Annotated in this window: 18 protein-coding genes and 1 pseudogene; 9 read left to right on the plus strand and 10 right to left on the minus strand. The window is 66.7% G+C overall.

Going from position 1 to position 14881, the window contains the following annotated elements:
• Nucleotides 1–69: 69 nt before the first annotated feature.
• From GC146_RS03590 to GC146_RS03600, 3 genes and pseudogenes are all read left to right on the plus strand, one after another.
• A pseudogene (locus GC146_RS03590) lies at nucleotides 70–1107 on the plus strand (LLM class flavin-dependent oxidoreductase).
• A gap of 62 nt (nucleotides 1108–1169) precedes the next feature.
• Nucleotides 1170–1571 (plus strand): XRE family transcriptional regulator, encoded by a 402-nt coding sequence (locus tag GC146_RS03595; protein WP_291834438.1) that lies wholly within the window; start codon nucleotides 1170–1172, stop codon nucleotides 1569–1571.
• Nucleotides 1558–2277: an RES family NAD+ phosphorylase gene (locus tag GC146_RS03600; protein WP_291834441.1), complete on the plus strand. Its 720-nt coding sequence runs from the start codon at nucleotides 1558–1560 to the stop codon at nucleotides 2275–2277. The genes GC146_RS03595 and GC146_RS03600 overlap by 14 nt, the downstream gene beginning before the upstream one ends.
• Here the strand turns inward: GC146_RS03600 and GC146_RS03605 are convergent.
• From GC146_RS03605 to GC146_RS03615, 3 genes are all read right to left on the minus strand, one after another.
• Complete coding sequence (locus GC146_RS03605; RefSeq protein WP_291834444.1) at nucleotides 2274–2666, minus strand: carboxymuconolactone decarboxylase family protein; 393 nt, start codon at nucleotides 2664–2666, stop codon at nucleotides 2274–2276. The two genes, GC146_RS03600 and GC146_RS03605, sit on opposite strands and share 4 nt — an antisense overlap.
• A gap of 3 nt (nucleotides 2667–2669) precedes the next feature.
• Entirely contained in the window at nucleotides 2670–4121 is a 1452-nt protein-coding gene (locus tag GC146_RS03610) for an aldehyde dehydrogenase family protein (protein WP_291834447.1), read from the minus strand.
• 91 nt (nucleotides 4122–4212) lie between these two features.
• Nucleotides 4213–5109, minus strand: coding sequence for a zinc ABC transporter substrate-binding protein (locus tag GC146_RS03615; protein ID WP_291834450.1), 897 nt, complete (start codon nucleotides 5107–5109; stop codon nucleotides 4213–4215).
• Between the two features lie 71 nt (nucleotides 5110–5180).
• Here GC146_RS03615 and GC146_RS03620 point away from each other — a divergent pair, with 71 nt between their 5' ends.
• The 4 genes from GC146_RS03620 (at nucleotide 5181) to GC146_RS03635 (ending at nucleotide 7778) form a co-directional block, all read left to right on the plus strand.
• Nucleotides 5181–5666 (plus strand): Fur family transcriptional regulator, encoded by a 486-nt coding sequence (locus GC146_RS03620; protein WP_291834453.1) that lies wholly within the window; start codon nucleotides 5181–5183, stop codon nucleotides 5664–5666.
• Nucleotides 5663–6409, plus strand: a complete 747-nt coding sequence (locus tag GC146_RS03625) for an ATP-binding cassette domain-containing protein (RefSeq protein ID WP_291834456.1) — start codon at nucleotides 5663–5665, stop codon at nucleotides 6407–6409. Before GC146_RS03620 ends, GC146_RS03625 begins: the two co-directional genes overlap by 4 nt.
• Nucleotides 6409–7206: a metal ABC transporter permease gene (locus GC146_RS03630; RefSeq protein WP_291834459.1), complete on the plus strand. Its 798-nt coding sequence runs from the start codon at nucleotides 6409–6411 to the stop codon at nucleotides 7204–7206. The genes GC146_RS03625 and GC146_RS03630 overlap by 1 nt, the downstream gene beginning before the upstream one ends.
• 92 nt (nucleotides 7207–7298) lie before the next feature.
• Entirely contained in the window at nucleotides 7299–7778 is a 480-nt protein-coding gene (locus GC146_RS03635) for a CAP domain-containing protein (protein WP_291834461.1), read from the plus strand.
• Between the two features lie 6 nt (nucleotides 7779–7784).
• Here GC146_RS03635 and dtd read toward each other — a convergent pair whose 3' ends face one another.
• Nucleotides 7785–8222, minus strand: coding sequence for a D-aminoacyl-tRNA deacylase (gene dtd / locus GC146_RS03640; RefSeq protein ID WP_291834464.1), 438 nt, complete (start codon nucleotides 8220–8222; stop codon nucleotides 7785–7787).
• Nucleotides 8219–9133 (minus strand): carbohydrate kinase, encoded by a 915-nt coding sequence (locus tag GC146_RS03645; protein ID WP_291834466.1) that lies wholly within the window; start codon nucleotides 9131–9133, stop codon nucleotides 8219–8221. The genes dtd and GC146_RS03645 overlap by 4 nt, the downstream gene beginning before the upstream one ends.
• A 144-nt stretch (nucleotides 9134–9277) precedes the next feature.
• Between GC146_RS03645 and GC146_RS03650 the strand changes: the two genes are divergently transcribed.
• Nucleotides 9278–9694 carry an Hsp20/alpha crystallin family protein gene (locus GC146_RS03650; RefSeq protein WP_291834469.1) on the plus strand — a complete coding sequence of 139 codons (417 nt, stop codon included), beginning with the start codon at nucleotides 9278–9280 and terminating at the stop codon, nucleotides 9692–9694.
• On the opposite strand, the gene GC146_RS03655 is transcribed toward GC146_RS03650, so the two are convergent.
• Genes GC146_RS03655 through GC146_RS03670 form a run of 4 tightly spaced genes read right to left on the minus strand, consistent with a single transcriptional unit; the run spans nucleotide 9695 to nucleotide 13069 of the window.
• Nucleotides 9695–10852: a primosomal protein N' (replication factor Y) - superfamily II helicase gene (locus GC146_RS03655; RefSeq protein WP_291834472.1), complete on the minus strand. Its 1158-nt coding sequence runs from the start codon at nucleotides 10850–10852 to the stop codon at nucleotides 9695–9697. It abuts the gene before it with no gap.
• 4 nt (nucleotides 10853–10856) lie between these two features.
• A complete protein-coding gene (locus GC146_RS03660; RefSeq protein ID WP_291834475.1) occupies nucleotides 10857–11282 on the minus strand; it encodes a hypothetical protein in 426 nt (141 codons plus the stop codon).
• Nucleotides 11279–11923: a glutathione S-transferase family protein gene (locus tag GC146_RS03665; RefSeq protein ID WP_291834477.1), complete on the minus strand. Its 645-nt coding sequence runs from the start codon at nucleotides 11921–11923 to the stop codon at nucleotides 11279–11281. The genes GC146_RS03660 and GC146_RS03665 overlap by 4 nt, the downstream gene beginning before the upstream one ends.
• A 9-nt stretch (nucleotides 11924–11932) precedes the next feature.
• Nucleotides 11933–13069, minus strand: a complete 1137-nt coding sequence (locus GC146_RS03670; protein ID WP_291834479.1) for an SPFH domain-containing protein — start codon at nucleotides 13067–13069, stop codon at nucleotides 11933–11935.
• Between the two features lie 201 nt (nucleotides 13070–13270).
• Here GC146_RS03670 and GC146_RS03675 point away from each other — a divergent pair, with 201 nt between their 5' ends.
• Nucleotides 13271–13891 (plus strand): inositol oxygenase family protein, encoded by a 621-nt coding sequence (locus tag GC146_RS03675; protein ID WP_291834482.1) that lies wholly within the window; start codon nucleotides 13271–13273, stop codon nucleotides 13889–13891.
• Between the two features lie 17 nt (nucleotides 13892–13908).
• On the opposite strand, the gene GC146_RS03680 is transcribed toward GC146_RS03675, so the two are convergent.
• Nucleotides 13909–14880, minus strand: a complete 972-nt coding sequence (locus GC146_RS03680; RefSeq protein ID WP_291834484.1) for a DUF2927 domain-containing protein — start codon at nucleotides 14878–14880, stop codon at nucleotides 13909–13911.
• Between the last annotated feature and the right edge of the window lies 1 nt (nucleotide 14881).

Here is a 14881-nt window from a genome sequence, read left to right on the forward strand (position 1 = left end):
CTTCCGGCGCAGGTTACCGGCCTGCCACCGTTTTGGTATCGTGCGGTGATGCAAAGACAGGAGCGGCAGATGGTGGAACTGGGCCTTGATACATTCGGCGACGTGACGGAGGGGCCCGACGGGCTGAAACTTCCGCATGACCAAGTGCTGCGCAACGTGCTGGACGAGGCGGTTCTGGCCGATGCGGTCGGCGTCGATTTCATCGGGCTGGGCGAGCATCACCGCGACGATTTCGCCATTTCCGCGCCCGAGATCGTGCTGGCCGCCATCGCCGCGCGCACCTCGCGTATCCGCCTCGGCACCGCCGTCACGGTGCTGTCGACAGACGACCCGGTGCGCCTTTTCTAGCGGTTTTCCACGCTGGATGCGCTTTCGAACGGCCGGGCCGAAGTTATTCTGGGCCGCGGGTCGTTCACCGAAAGTTATGGCCTCTTCGGCTATGATCTGTCGGATTACGAAGAGCTGTTCGAGGAAAAGCTGGACCTTTTCGCGCATCTTCTGCGCGAAATCCCGGTCAGCTGGGCGGGCCGCACGCGCCCGCCGCTGGACGGGGTCACGCTGTACCCGCCGCTGTCGGGGCGGGGACTGACCGCGTGGATCGGCGTCGGCGGCAGCCCGGAATCGGTGGTGCGGGCGGTGCGCTACGACATGCCGATGATGCTGGCCATCATCGGTGGCAGCCCGTCGCGGTTCCGTCCCTTCGTCGATCTCTATCAGCGCGCCTATGACCAGATCGGCCGCCCGGCCCGGCCGCTGGGCGTGCATTCCCCCGGCCATGTCGCCCCGACCGATGCCGAGGCGATGGAAGAGGCCGAGAAAGGCCATACCGCGCTGCGCAACCGCATTGGCGCCGAACGCGGCTGGCCCCCCGCGCAACCGGGCGATTTCGCCCGCGAGGTCAGCCACGGCGCGATGTTCGTCGGCGCGCCTGAAACCGTCGCGCGAAAGATCGCCGCGACCATTCGCACGCTGGGGCTGAAGCGGTTCGACATGAAATACAGCCAAGGCACGATGCCGCACGAGGCGATGATGCGCTCGATCGAGCTTTACGGCACCAAGGTCATCCCGATGGTGCGCGACATCCTGGCGACCGACAAGGCCGCCTGACGCGCCGGCGTTGATTTCCGCTGAAAGCATATCTATGTTGCTTTCAGCAGAAAGGATTCCAGATGCCCAGTGCCGCGTCATTTGCCAACGAATCGGCCGCGCCTGTCGCCGATGTCAGCCATGATCCGGGCCGGGTCGTTGCCAAGGCGGTGGTCCGGGCCGCGGGCGAACTGGGGCTGTCGCAACAGGAGCTGGCCAAGATCATCGGCGTCAGTGCCGCAACGGCAAGCCGCATGAAGGATGGCCAGTACGCCCTGACGGGCAAGCCGCTGGAACTGGCGACCTGCCTGATCCGCGTGTTCCGCTCGCTCGATTCGATGACCGGCGGCGAGAAGGCGGTGATGATGGCGTGGATGCACAACGCCAATACCGATCTTGGCGGCGTTCCGGCCGGCCTTGTCGCCACGGTGCCCGGCCTGATTGGCGTGATGAACTATCTCGATGCCGTCCGTGCGCCTGTCTGAGGGCGATTTCGCCCCCTACCAAGGCGGGGTCTGGCGGGTGATCGAGGGGCAGTTCCGGTCGGCCACCATGCGCATCGTCGATACCGATGCCGAACAGGCCGTGCTGGAACAGGTTCTGGAGGCCTCCAAGCCGCCCGTGCCGGAGGAATGCCGGCACCTCGATTACCAGTTCTGGTTGCCCTTTCGCTATGGCTGTTACCCGCGGGCGTCGCGGTTTCGCCGGGCCGGTCCCACGCCCGGCGTCTGGTACGGGGCCGAGGCGCCGCTGACCGCGATCTGCGAGACCATCTGGGGTAAGCTGGCGTTCTTCGCGGCCTCGCCCGGCACGGCGTTGCCACGGCGGCCGATCGAGCACACCGCCGTGCGCGCCCGGATTAAAACGCCCTTCGCGCTTGACCTTACGGCGGGGCACATGCGCGACCGGGGCAACTGGACCGACCCGGATGACTATACCGATTGCCTTGCGCTGGCCGATGACGCGCGCGCCATCGGCGGCGAGGCCATCCGCTATGCCTCGGTCCGCGCGGCCGAGCCGGGGATCAACGTCGCCGTGTTGCGATGCGCGGCCTTTGCCCAGCCGCGGCCCGTGGCGCGGCAGACATGGCATATCCTGCTGCGTCAGGGCCTTGTGCGCGCGCATTGCGAAACCACGCGCAGCAGCCACATGTTCGTGCCGGGGCCCTCGGGGCTACTGCCCGCCGCCTAAAGCATCCCCGCCTCACCCAGCACCTTGCGGGCCGAGCGGAAGCATTCCAGCGCCATCGGCACGCCGCAATAGATGCCGACGACGTGGATGATCGCGCGGATCTCTTCCTTGGTCACGCCGTTGGTGATGGCGCCCTTGCAGTGCAGTTCCCATTCATGCATCCGGCCAAGGGCCGCCAGCATGGTCAGGTTCATCATGCTGCGCGTCCTGGGCGGAATCGCATCATCGCCCCAGCCGAAGCCCCAGCACCAGGCCGTCATCGCCTCCATCCACGGGCGGTTGAAATCGTCGGCGGCCTCCATGCTGGCGGCGACGTAATCTGCGCCCAGCGTGGCCTTGCGCTGTTCCATGCCCTTCAGGAACAGGTCTTCGTCGAAGGTGTCGGTCATGTCCTACCTCAGTTTGATCGCGGTGTTGCGGGTCTGGACATAGTTCCAGAGCGCCTCGCGTCCCTTCTCGCGGCCATAGCCGGATTTTCCGATCCCGCCAAAGGGTGTTTCGACCCCGCCCGCGAACCATTCGTTGACGAAGACCTGCCCGGCGCGCATCGCCCGCGTGGCCCGCATCGCGCGGTCCAGATCACGGGTAAAGACGCCGCCGACAAGGCCGTAGTCGGTGCCGTTGGCAATGGCGATCGCCTCGTCCTCGGTCCGGAAGGGGATGACCGACAGGACCGGGCCGAACACCTCTTGCTGGGCGATCTCCATGTCGGGGGTGACGCCGGTCAGCACGGTGGGCTCCATGAAGGCGCCGGGCAGGTTCAGCGCATGGCCCCCGGTGGCAAGTTTCGCACCTGCCGCCACCGCGCGGGCCACCATGCCCGCCGCACGGTCGCGCTGGGCTTGGCTGACCATTGCGCCCATGTTGGGGCCCGATTCCCGCCGCTCGATCCCCGGACCCACGCTGAGCGCACGGGCAATGGCGGTGGCCCGCTCAACCACCTCGTCATGGCGCGATTCATGCACCACGATCCGGCTCATCGCCGAGCAGACCTGGCCCGCGTTGAAGAAGATGCCCCAGCGGATGTCGGTCTCGAAGGCGTCGAGGTCGGCATCGTCATGCACGATCGCGGCCGATTTGCCGCCCAGTTCCAGCACGCAGGGCACCACGTTCTGTGCCGCCGCCGTGGCAATCGCGATGCCGGTCGCCACCGAGCCGGTGAAGACGATCTGGTTGACCTTGGGGTGCCCGGCCAATGCCGCGCCCGCCACCGGGCCAAGCCCACAGAGCAGGTTGACCGCGCCGGGCGGAAACCCGGCTGCCTGCGCCGCATGGGCGATCATGGTGATCGCCACCGGCGTCAGTTCGGGCGACTTGATGACCACTGTGTTGCCCGTGGCCAGCGCCGCCGCGACCGACCGTGCGGCCATCTCCACCGGGTAGTTCCACGGGATGATGTGGGCGGTGACGCCATAGGGCTCGCACGTCGTGTAGTCGATATAGCCGTCGCCCAGCGGGATTGAGCGGCCTTCGACCGTTTCGGCTTGGTTGCCGTAATATTCAAAATAGCGCGCCGCGCCGTCGATCTCGATCTCGGCCTCCCACAGCGGCTTGCCCTGTTCGCGGGTCAGGACCGGGGCCCAGGTGTTGCGGTGGGCGGCAATCCAGGCGCCCACCGCGCGCACCATGCGGCCCCGTTCGACCGGGCGCAGCGCGGCCAGCGCGCGGCTGGCATGAACGCGCGCGGCGGCCTCTACGGCGCGGTCGACATCGGCGGCATCGGCCAGCGCCACGCGGGTGAGGTGGGCACCGCTGCCGGGGTCGGTCACGTCAATGTGCCCGGCCCCGCCGGGCACCCATGCCCCGTCGATGTAGTTGCGATACGCCGCGTCGATCCCGGTCATGGTGCCTCCTGTCCTTGCCCGGGAAGGGTGGCCTGCCGGGCATGCCATGCGCATCGCGGCACGCGACCCGTGGCGGTCCGCGACCGACCTGTCAGGACAGGCACTGCGCGAGCGCGTCGGCGATTGAGCGGATCAGCGCAGGGTAGAACCCCGCGCCGCGCGGGATGCTGGCGCCCATCGGATCGACGCTGGCCGTTTTCGCGGTGGTGCCTTGCCGCAGCACGTCCGCCCAGCCGGTCGAGGTTTCGGGGTCGGTCAGGACGCAGGCGATGCCGCCCGCGGCGACCCGTGCCTGCAGTTCGGCAATGCGGGAGGGGCCGGGTGCCACCGCATCGGACAGGGTGACGGCCCCGGCGGCGGGCCGGGCGAATCGCTGTTCGAAGTAGTGGTAGCCGTCATGCGGGACGAGGTAGGGCTTGTCCGGCACCCCGGCCAGTTGCGCGCTGACCTCCTGTACCAGCGCCTGCATCTCGGCGGCGCCGGCCTTCGCATTCGCGGCATAGGTGGCTGCGTTGGCGGGGTCGGCGGCCGAGAGGGCCGCGGCAATGGTCTGCATCCATTCGGCAGCGACCACGGGGTCAAGCCACGCGTGGGGATCGGTTTCACCGGGGTGATCTTCGGGGTCGCCGTCGAAAAGGGCGGCATCCCCGCGCAGCACCAGTTTGTCCCAACCGGAACTGTCGAGCAGCGCCATCCGGGTGGCGTTCGGCGCCAGTGTCGCCAGCGGGTCGGCCAGCCACGGCTCCAGCCCCGGACCCATCCAGATCACCAGCCCGGCATCGGCCAGCCGTCCCGCATCCGACGGGCGCAGCGCGTAGTCATGCGGCGAGGCGCCGGGCGGCAGCAACACGTCCGCGCTGCCCAAGCCCGCCATCACCCGGTCTACGAGAGACTGGATGGGGGCGATATCGGTCATCACCTTGGGCACTTCGGCGCGGGCGGCGGTCATGGACAGCGAAAGAAGTGCTGCGGCAAGGAAGCGAATCATCGGGTGGCCTCTTGAGGGTCGGGATCGGCGGGGCTATAGTAGATATGTTATAACATAACAAGTGGCCAATCATGACCCTCGATCCTTTAGGATTTGCCCGGCACGACCATGCCCTATGCGTCCAGACCGCGCTTGACGCCGCCGAAGAGCGCTGCGCCGCGCGCGGAGTGCAGTTCACGCCGGTGCGCCGCCGCACGCTGGAAATCCTGCTGGAGGCACATGCCGCGATGGGGGCCTATGACGTGCTGGCCCGGCTTGACCGCGACGGGTATGGCGACAAGCCACCCGTGGCCTACCGCGCGCTGGGGTTCCTTGTCGATCAGGGCCTGGCCCACCGGATCGAGCGGTTGAACGCCTTTGTGGCCTGCGCCCATCCCGGTGCCGCGCATCACCCCGCCTTCCTGATCTGTCGTGCCTGCGGCCTTGTGGCCGAGGCCGAGGGCGCGCCGGGGGCGGGCCTGCGCGCCAGCGCCGCGCAGACCGGGTTCCGCATCGAACAGGCGATGATCGAGGTCGAGGGGCTGTGCCCGGCCTGCCAGGACGGAGCGTCGGCATGAGCTTGCTTTCCGCGACAGGCATCGCCGCCGCGCATGACGGGCAGGTGGTGCTGCACGATGTCAGTCTTGCGCTGGAGCCGGGCGAGATCGTGACCATCGTCGGCCCCAACGGGTCGGGCAAGTCGACGCTGCTGCGCGTGCTGATCAGCGCGCTGAAGCCGTTGCGCGGCAAGGTCACCCGCGCGCCGGGCCTGCGCATCGGCTACGTGCCACAGCGCCTGCATATCGACCCGACGTTGCCGATCACGGTGCGCCGCTTTCTCAACCTGCCACATGGCGTGGCCGATCCGGATGCGACCACGGCCCTGGAACATGCCGGGGTGCCGGGCGTGGCGGGCCAGCAGATGGCCTCGCTGTCGGGCGGGCAATTCCAGCGGGTGCTGCTGGCGCGCGCCATCCTCGGCCGGCCGCAGGTCCTGATGCTCGACGAGGCGACGCAGGGGCTGGACCAGCCGGGTTCGGCCGCGTTCTACCGCCAGATCGAGGCGGTCCGCGCCGAACTGGGCTGCGCCGTGCTGATGGTCAGCCACGAATTACACGTGGTGATGAGCGCGTCCGACCGGGTGATCTGCCTCAACGGCCATATCTGCTGCGAGGGCACGCCCGAGGTGGTCAGCGCCGCGCCCGCCTATCGCGAGCTTTTCGGCACCGGGACGGGCGGCGCGCTGGCGCTTTACCGCCACACGCATGACCACGACCACGATCACGACCATCCCCACCCCGAGATCGAGGCGGCCGAATGATGCTGGACGATTTTCTGGTGCGCGCCGCGTTGGCGGGGCTCGGCACGGCGCTGGCCGCGGGGCTGCTGGGCTGTTTCGTGGTCTGGCGGCGGATGGCCTATTTCGGCGATGCCACGGCGCATGCCGCCATTCTTGGCGTGGCGCTCAGCCTTGCGTTTCATCTGTCGGTGCTGACGGGTGTGGCGGCGGTGGCATTGGTGATGGCACTGATCATTTTTGCGCTCAGCGAACGCGGCCATGGCATGGATACGGTTCTGGGCGTTTTGGCGCATGGGGGTCTGGCGGCCGGCCTTGTCGCCGTGGCGCTGATCCCCGGCGCGCGCATCAACCTTGATGCCTATCTCTTTGGTGACGTGCTGACGGTGACACGGTTGGACCTTGCGGTGATCTGGGGCGGTGCGCTTCTGGTTGCCGTTGTCCTCTGGTCGCGCTGGTCAGCGATGCTGACAGCCACGCTCAGCCCCGATCTGGCCTATGCGGCGGGTATTGATCCCCGGCGCGAGCAACTGGTGCTGACGCTGATGTTGGCCGCGGTGGTGGCCGTGGCGCTGAAGGTGGTGGGTGCCTTGTTGATTACGGCGTTGCTGATCATCCCGGCGGCGGCGGCGCGCAACTTTGCCCGCACGCCCGAAAGGATGGCGGCGCTGGCAAGCGCATTGGGTGCGCTGGCAGCACTGGGTGGGCTGCGCTTGGCGATGTGGTTCGACACGCCCGTGGGGCCAACGGTGGTCTGCGTGGCGGCCGGCCTTTTCGCCTTGGGCACGCTGGCCGGGCAGGTGCGGACAATGCGCGGCTGATTGCCACCGCGCTGCCCTTTTCCGGCCACGTCCCGGCCGGTTTCGGCCCGGATGCTTCTGTCCTGATCCACGAATCCCGCGAGGTCGAGACGATGAAGATTGCCGCCAAGCTTTGTGCCGCCACTTGCCTGCTGTTCGCTGCCGCCACCGCCGCCGAGGCGGGGGGGTGTTCCGTTCCCGGCAATGCGCAGGCAATGGCCAGCCAGATTGCTGCCGGGCTTAACGCTCAGCGGGCCGCGAACGGGCTGCCCGCGCTGCGCTACAACCCCACGCTGAGCCAAGCCGCGATGGCCCATGCCTGCGACATGACCGAACATGATTTCTTCAGCCATCGGGGCTCGGACGGCAGTACGGCGGGTGCGCGGATGCGCCGTGTCGGATACCGGTTCTGCACGGCCGCCGAGAATATCGCCTGGGGCTATCCGCATCCGGACCAGATCATCTCGGGCTGGATGGCGTCGCCCGGCCACCGCCACAACATGCTGCTACAAGGTGTGACGGATTTCGGCATTGCCATCGCGCAAAGCCCCAAGGGACCATACTGGGTGCTCGACATCGCCTCGCATTGCTGAGGCGGCTCAGACCTCGAGCCAGATGGTAACCGGGCCGTCATTGACGAGGCTGACCGCCATGTCAGCGCCGAACCGGCCCGACTGCACGGGGATGCCAAGCGCCGCCATCTCGGCCTTGAACGCCTGGTAAAGCCGCTCGCCCTCCGCGGGCGGGGCGGCCTGCGAGAAACCGGGCCTGTTGCCGCGGCTGGTATCGGCGGCCAGCGTGAACTGGCTGACCACCAGCGCCGCGCCGCCCACATCCGCCAGGCTGCGGTTTATCTTGCCCGCCTCGTCCTTGAAGATGCGCAGCTTGGCGATTTTCGCGGCCAGTTGCGCCGGCTTGTCATCGGTATCGCCCGCCATCGCGCAGACAAGGATCATCAGGCCGGGCCCGATCTCGCCCACCACCTCGCCCTCGATGCGGACTGCGGCCGCGGTGACGCGCTGGACCAGTGCCCTCACAACTCGTGCGCCCAAGGCGGATTGGCACCGGGGCGGCTGACGGTGACGGCGGCGGCCCGTGCACCAAGATCAAGTGCGGCCCGGATCGTGCCCTCTTCCAGTGATGCGAGTGCCGTCTTGCTTAAGCAGCCTGCGCTGTTGAGCGCGGCCAGCACGCCTGCGTTGAACGTGTCGCCCGCGCCCACGGTATCGGCCACGACGACCTTTCGCGACGGCACGAAGATTGCGTGATCGCGACTGAATCCGGTTGCGCCCTTCGCTCCTTCGGTGATGCAGACCAGCTTTGGCCCGCGGGCAAGGATCCTGCCGGAAAGCTCGGCGATGTCGCCCGCGCCCATCAGCCAGTGCAGATCCTCATCCGACAGCTTCACGATGTCCGAGAGTGCCAGCATCCGGTCGATCCGCGCGCGGTAGGCGGCTGCATCCTTGATGAAGCCGGGGCGGATGTTGGGGTCAATCATGATGGCGCGATGCGGTGCTTCGCGGGCCATCAGGGCCTCGTAGGTGCTGCCGCAAGGTTCGGCCATCAGGCTGATGCCACCGAAAAACATAGCTTTGGCCGACACGACCGGCAGGTCTGCGGTGCGCAGCATCCGGCCGGCACTGTTCTCGTCGTAGAAGGCATAGGTCGCCTGCCCGTGGACCAACTTGACGAAGGCGACGGTACAGGGCCGGTCGGATATCGCGCAGGGGCTGGCATCGACGCGGCTTTCTTCAAGGCTATCGCGCAGAATGTCGCCAAGAAAATCCGACGACAGGCCCGAGAAGAAGGCCGAGGGCGCGCCCAGCCGTCCCAGCGCAATGGCGGTATTGAAGACAGCCCCGCCGGGGTAGGGGGCAAAGGCACCTTCGCCGCCTTGGCTCTTGCGCGGCAGCATGTCGATCAGGGCTTCGCCACAGGACAGGATCATCGTGCACTTCCTATTTTCGTTGGCGCGAACATGACGGCGCGGGGGGCGTGGCGCAAGCCGATTTGACGCGCATCAAGGCGCGTCGTGCCCCCGCATGGCAGGGTTCCGCGGTCGGCACGTTGCCGATGTTGAGGAGGATGTATCATGGTTGAGAAAACGCAAAATCAGGCCGGTTGGCCGGCCCTGTTCGACCCGTTTCGCACCTTCGGCGGGCGTCTGGCCGATTGGCTGAACCCCGCCTCGGACGCCAAGTCTGACGAGAAGGGCTATACCATCACGCTGGAACTGCCCGGCGTCGCCGAGGACGAGGTGGAGCTGACCATCGACGACGGTGCGGTGACTGTCAGCGGCGAAAAGCAGACGACGCGCGAGGACAAGGGCGAGACGTGGTATTTCAGCGAGCGGCAATATGGCAGCTTCAGCCGCACCTTCCGGCTGCCCACCGATGCCGACCCCGACAGCGCGCGGGCCGAATTGAAGGATGGCGTGCTGACGGTCACCGTTGCGCGCAAGGCGCCCGCGGCCAGCACCGCGCGCAAGGTCAAGGTCGCCAAGGGCTGATCAGAACCCCTGCTGTCCTTGCGTGACGGCGGCGACATAGCCGATCCCGGCGGCAAGGATCAGGCCCACGATGACCGCGAAGGCGATCTTCCAGGCCGAGTAGGGCCGTTCGCCCTGCACCTTGCCCGTCACGCCGTTGACGACGAAACGATAGGTCTGGCCGCGATACTTGTACGCGGCCAGCCAGACCGGCAGCAGGATATGCTTGAAAGTGATGTCGCTGATCTGGGTCTGTACGCTGTCGATGCGCTGGTGATCGCCGCCGATGTCGAAGCGAATGTCGCGCAGGATCATCGCGTCCATGATGCTGCGCGCCTCTTTGAAACCGTCCTCAAGCTCTACCTGGTAGCCCTCGGCGCGGAATCCGGCGAGGTATTCGGGCTTGTAGGGTTTCAGCCCGGAAAGGTCCCACGGCGCCAGCCCGTCGGTATAGCGTTTAGGCAGCGATTTCGACGCCAGCACCAGCACGTCGTCGAAGAATCGCGCGACGCGGCCCGCCGCCGGGCGCCAGCGGGTATGGCGCACCTGCCGGGTTTCCATCTTGCCGTTCACCATTACGGTTTCGGTGGTGTAATAGTCGTCGCCGCGCTGGCCGGTATAGGCTGTCTTCGTATCGGCATCATAGGTCCAGTAGGGCACGTAGATGCCCGACATCGCCCGGCCCTTGCGGGCATATTCCTGTAATCCGTTGGGCGCGAACCACAGCCGGCCCAGCCACGTCGTCATTGCCCCGCGCGCGCCCTTTTCGTCCAGCACGAAGGGCAGCAGCCCGCGCGGCTTGATGTGGCGGTGGGTGCCAGTTCCGGTGACGATGGGTGTGTCGCAGAACGGGCAGGAGGTGGCCTGCACATCGCCGTCCAGCTCTGTCACCGCGCCGCAATTGGGGCAAGTGACGGCGCGCGTCTCTTCCATTTCGGCGCCGGGAAGCTGATTGGCGATGGCGGACTTGTAATCCAGTTCCTTGATCGCGGGGCCGGACCATGCTCCTGCCTCCATCGCTTCGGTCGCGCCGCAATGATCGCAGATCATCCGGTTCTGGCCGGGATCAAAACGCATGTCGGCGCCGCATTGCGGGCAGGGGAAATGGCGCTCGCTCTCGGTGGCACCAGAGGCCGATGGCGGGCGGGGCGGGCGCGGAACGGTGGGTATCGAGGTCATGGTCCTAAAGATGCTTGTGCAGGATTCGCGGCGCCATCATCTTCAGCGCCCCGTCGTAGAGCGTGGTATGCCGCCAGAGGTGAAAGATGCCGTGCAGCATGCCGGCCGCCAACAGGACAAGCAACGAGGTCCAGGCCCAGTCGCGCGGGGCGAGCCCCAGCAGCGCAACAAGGTTCAGCCCCGCGGCAACGGCAAGTGCGGCATACATGCCCCGGTGCATCCACGGATAGGCCGCACGGGCCAGTCCCGTCAGCTTCGGCCCCGGCCGGCCCAAGAGCCCGCCAAAGACTGCCATACCGACCCAGAGCGCACCCGCCGCAGTAAAGATCCAGCGCAGGGCGGGCGCACTGGTGCCGCCCTTTATCATCATCAGGATCAGAAAGACGCTGCCCCAGTGCAGCCAGATCGTCAGGGTCCGCCGCATTCTCATGCCAAGATCCTTGGCAGAGCAGGGGCGTCCAGACCGACGAAAGGATCGCGCCACGCGGACAGCGCATCCAGCCCCGAATACCACCGCAGGACTTCGGGGTAGTCAGCCAAGGGCAAGCCCGCCACATCGTTGAATGGCAGGAAGGTGGCCATCCGGAAATCGGCGTAGCTGGGCGCATCACCGCAGAGCCAGTCGCGGTCAGACAGCGCCGCGTTCAACAAGCTGGCAGAATCGTTGAACAGATCGAGCCCCTCCGCCACCTTGGCCGGGTCGACCGGGCCGAGGCCGTAGCGCTGCTTGGTGCCCCTTTCGAAGTGGACCATGTCACAGGCCTGCACGAAGTTTCCCTTTCCCCAGCTCAGCCAGCGGATCATGTCCGGCGCGGCCTTTCCCGTCCGCCAGAAATCGCTGCCTGTCATCAGCGACAGGCGGCAGGCGATCGCGTCGGCCTCCCACAGCCCGGCGCCGTCCTCTTCGAGGATCGGGATCCGCAAGCCGGGGTTCAGCGGACGAAAGCGGTTGGCCTGTCCGGGGGCGAAGGGGGCGGCATGGGCGAAGTCGACCGGCGCATCCAGATACCGCGCCACCGCCACCGCAAGGCGCGGGTTCGGGTTGCGGCTGAAATGCAGCACAGGTCGCATCGCCCGTCATCAGCTTGCCGGTGGCGGCGGGGGCGGCATCACGGTGAAAAGCTGTGCCAGCTCGGGAATGTCCTCGGCCGTTTTCCAGCCGTCCTGCCCGGCGGTCCAGACGAGGCTTTCACGCGTCACCTCGCCCCGGCCCACCATCTGGCCCATCGTCGCGCGCGAAAACGGCCCTGATGTCTGACCGTTCTTGGCGATGTGCCAGACTTTCTCGACCGGCGGCGGCGGGGGAGGCGGCACGGCAGCGGCGGCAGGCGCGGCAGGTTGCGGCGCAGCGCCCCAGGGGCCCGGCTGACGCGCCATCTGGCCTGCCATCGCCATGCCCATGCCCATGCCAAGGCCTGCCCCCATGCCGCCACCCCCGTTGGGGTTGGACGCCGCTGCGGTCATCGCCTCGGCCGCGGAATACTGGGTGAACTTGCCCAGATCGCCCGCGATGCCCATCGAGGTGCGCTTGTCCAGCGCCGCCTCGACGGCTTCAGGCAGGCTGATGTTTTCGATGTAAAGCTCGGGCAGGGTGATGCCGTAGGCCGCGATGGTGGGGGCGATTGCCGTCGCCACCAGCTTGCCCAGGTCGGCCGTGTTGGCGGCCATGTCGAGCACGGGAATGCCGGAGCTGGCCACTGCCTTGGAAAACTCCTGCACGATGATGTTGCGGATCTGAAAGCTGATCTCGTCCATCGTGAATTCGCCGTCTGTGCCGACGATCTCTTTCATGAATACCGCAGGGTCGGTCACCTTGACCGTGTAAGTGCCGAAGGCCCGGATTCGGGTCGGCCCAAATTCGGGGTCGCGCAGCATGATCGGGTTCTTGGTGCCCCATTTCAGGTCGGAGAACCGCGTAGTGTTGACGAAGTAGACCTCGGACTTGAAGGGCGATTTGAAGCCGTGGTCCCAGTGCTGCAGATCCGTCAGGATCGGCATGTTGTTGGTTTCGAGCATGTAGAGACCGGGGGTAAAGACATCGGCCAGTTGCCCTTCGTGGACAAAGACGGCGGACTGTCCCTCTCTCACTGTCAGCTTGGCACCGTACTTGATCTCGTGGCCCTCGCGCTCGAACCGCCAGACCATGGTGTCATGGGTGTCGTCGGTCCATGCGATGACGTCGATGAACTGGCCGGAGAGAAAGTCGAGAATACCCATGGGTCAGGCTCCTGTTGCGAAGATACGCGGGTTATGGTCGGCCGGGGGCAGGGCGGAGGCTAGCACCCCGGCTTGGCGGGTTTCAAGCGGCGCGGGGTGCGGGCGCGGCGCGTGTCGGAATCGGGCGGGCGTTGTCGCGCGTGCGGCTATGCGCCGCCTTCTGGATGCGGCAGATTTGGCGACGGATACGGGAGGGCACAGATGGACAAGGTCAGTTTCACCCAGATGAAGGACGGGACGCGCGAGGAATACGAATTCCTGACCGCGCAAGAGATCGCCCACACCCGCCATACCGCGCAGCGGTTGATGACGGCGTTGGTGGATCTGGACCAGAGCTTGTCGGGATACCAGATCACCCGGCTGGGCCATTCTTTGCAATCGGCCACGCGGGCGTGGCGCGACGGGGCCGATACCGACTGGGTTGTCAGTGCCCTGCTGCACGACATCGGCGACATCTACGCCCCCTACAATCACGATGAATACGCCGCGACCATCCTGCGCCCCTTCGTGCGCGAGCAGTGCGCATGGTGCGTGCAGACCCATGGCGATTTCCAGATGCTTTATTACGGCCACCACCTGCCCGGGTTTGACCAGAACAAGCGCGAACGGCATCGCGGCCACGTCTATTTCGACGATTGCGCGCAATTCTGCGAGCGCTGGGACCAGGCGAGCTTTGATCCCGCCTATGACACGCTGCAGCTCGATTTCTTTGCGCCGATGGTCGAGGAGGTGTTTGCGCGCAAACCCTACGACCCCGCTGTGCTTCGCCCAGGCGCGCGTGAACCGCTGACCGATCCGACCCGCGCCGCCGCAAGGGCCTGAGGGGCGGCCCCGCTCCCTCATACGCCTTGACCTTGCGTCGCCATCAACTCGTGGGCGATCACCCGCGCAATGGGGGCGGCCTCGGCAGCGGTCATGCCGGTCTTCAGGCGCGGGTCGTAAAGCATCCGCAGCATCAGGGCGTCCTGTTTGGTCAAGAGCGCGAATTCCTGGTCGTCATTGAAGATCGATGGCCGCGCCTCGGGGCTGTCATTGGCCAGCCCCATGCCCTGTGCCAGTTCCTCTTGAATGCAGGCGATGCGCATTGCGTCGGGATGTTCGGCCCGGATTACCGCGATGGCATCGGCATAGCTGTAGGAATCGCCCCGCGCAAAGGCGATGACGACACAGAACTGATCACGCGGCAACGTCACAAGGGTTTGAACAGACCCTTCATCGATCCCCGGAAGCAGGCTTCGAAAGAGCGGCGCGCCGGCCTGCCGTTCATCCTCGTTGAGAAACAGCACGAAATAATTGGGCGCGGTATCGGTACGGGTGATGGGCACCCCGGTGAGGCGCGACAGCTTGGCGGCATAGGCCGCCACACTGGCCCGGTCGCGGCTGCGCTGGTCCTCGGGAACCGAGGCGCCGAAGATCGTCGACATCCGGATCGGTCGATCCCAGCGGCGCAGGCGGGTTTCGGTGGCGCGCGGATGGTTCAGATCGCCCTCGCCCGAATATTCATTGAAAAGCGCGATGCGGATGAAGTTGCGCGTCAGATCGGTGTCGGTGAAGGGCGCATCTGGCCCGCCACCATCGCCGCGCAGCAGGCCCTGCTGGATCAGGTCTTTCTGCACACGCGCATAATAGCGCGCCAAGGCCTGGCTTTCGGCCGAAGGGGCGGGCGTGGCAGGGGCCGCGCTGACCGGGCGTTCGGCCGGAGGGGCCGAGGTGACGGGCGGGCCGGAGACGGGCAGCGGCATCGCACAGGCGGAAAGCCCGCCTGCCGCGATGATCAACCGCAGGGCCGTGGCCCAGTTTCCCCGGCCCATC

It is taken from the genome of Limimaricola sp., from assembly GCF_016125575.1.
Taxonomy (GTDB): domain Bacteria; phylum Pseudomonadota; class Alphaproteobacteria; order Rhodobacterales; family Rhodobacteraceae; genus WGLM01.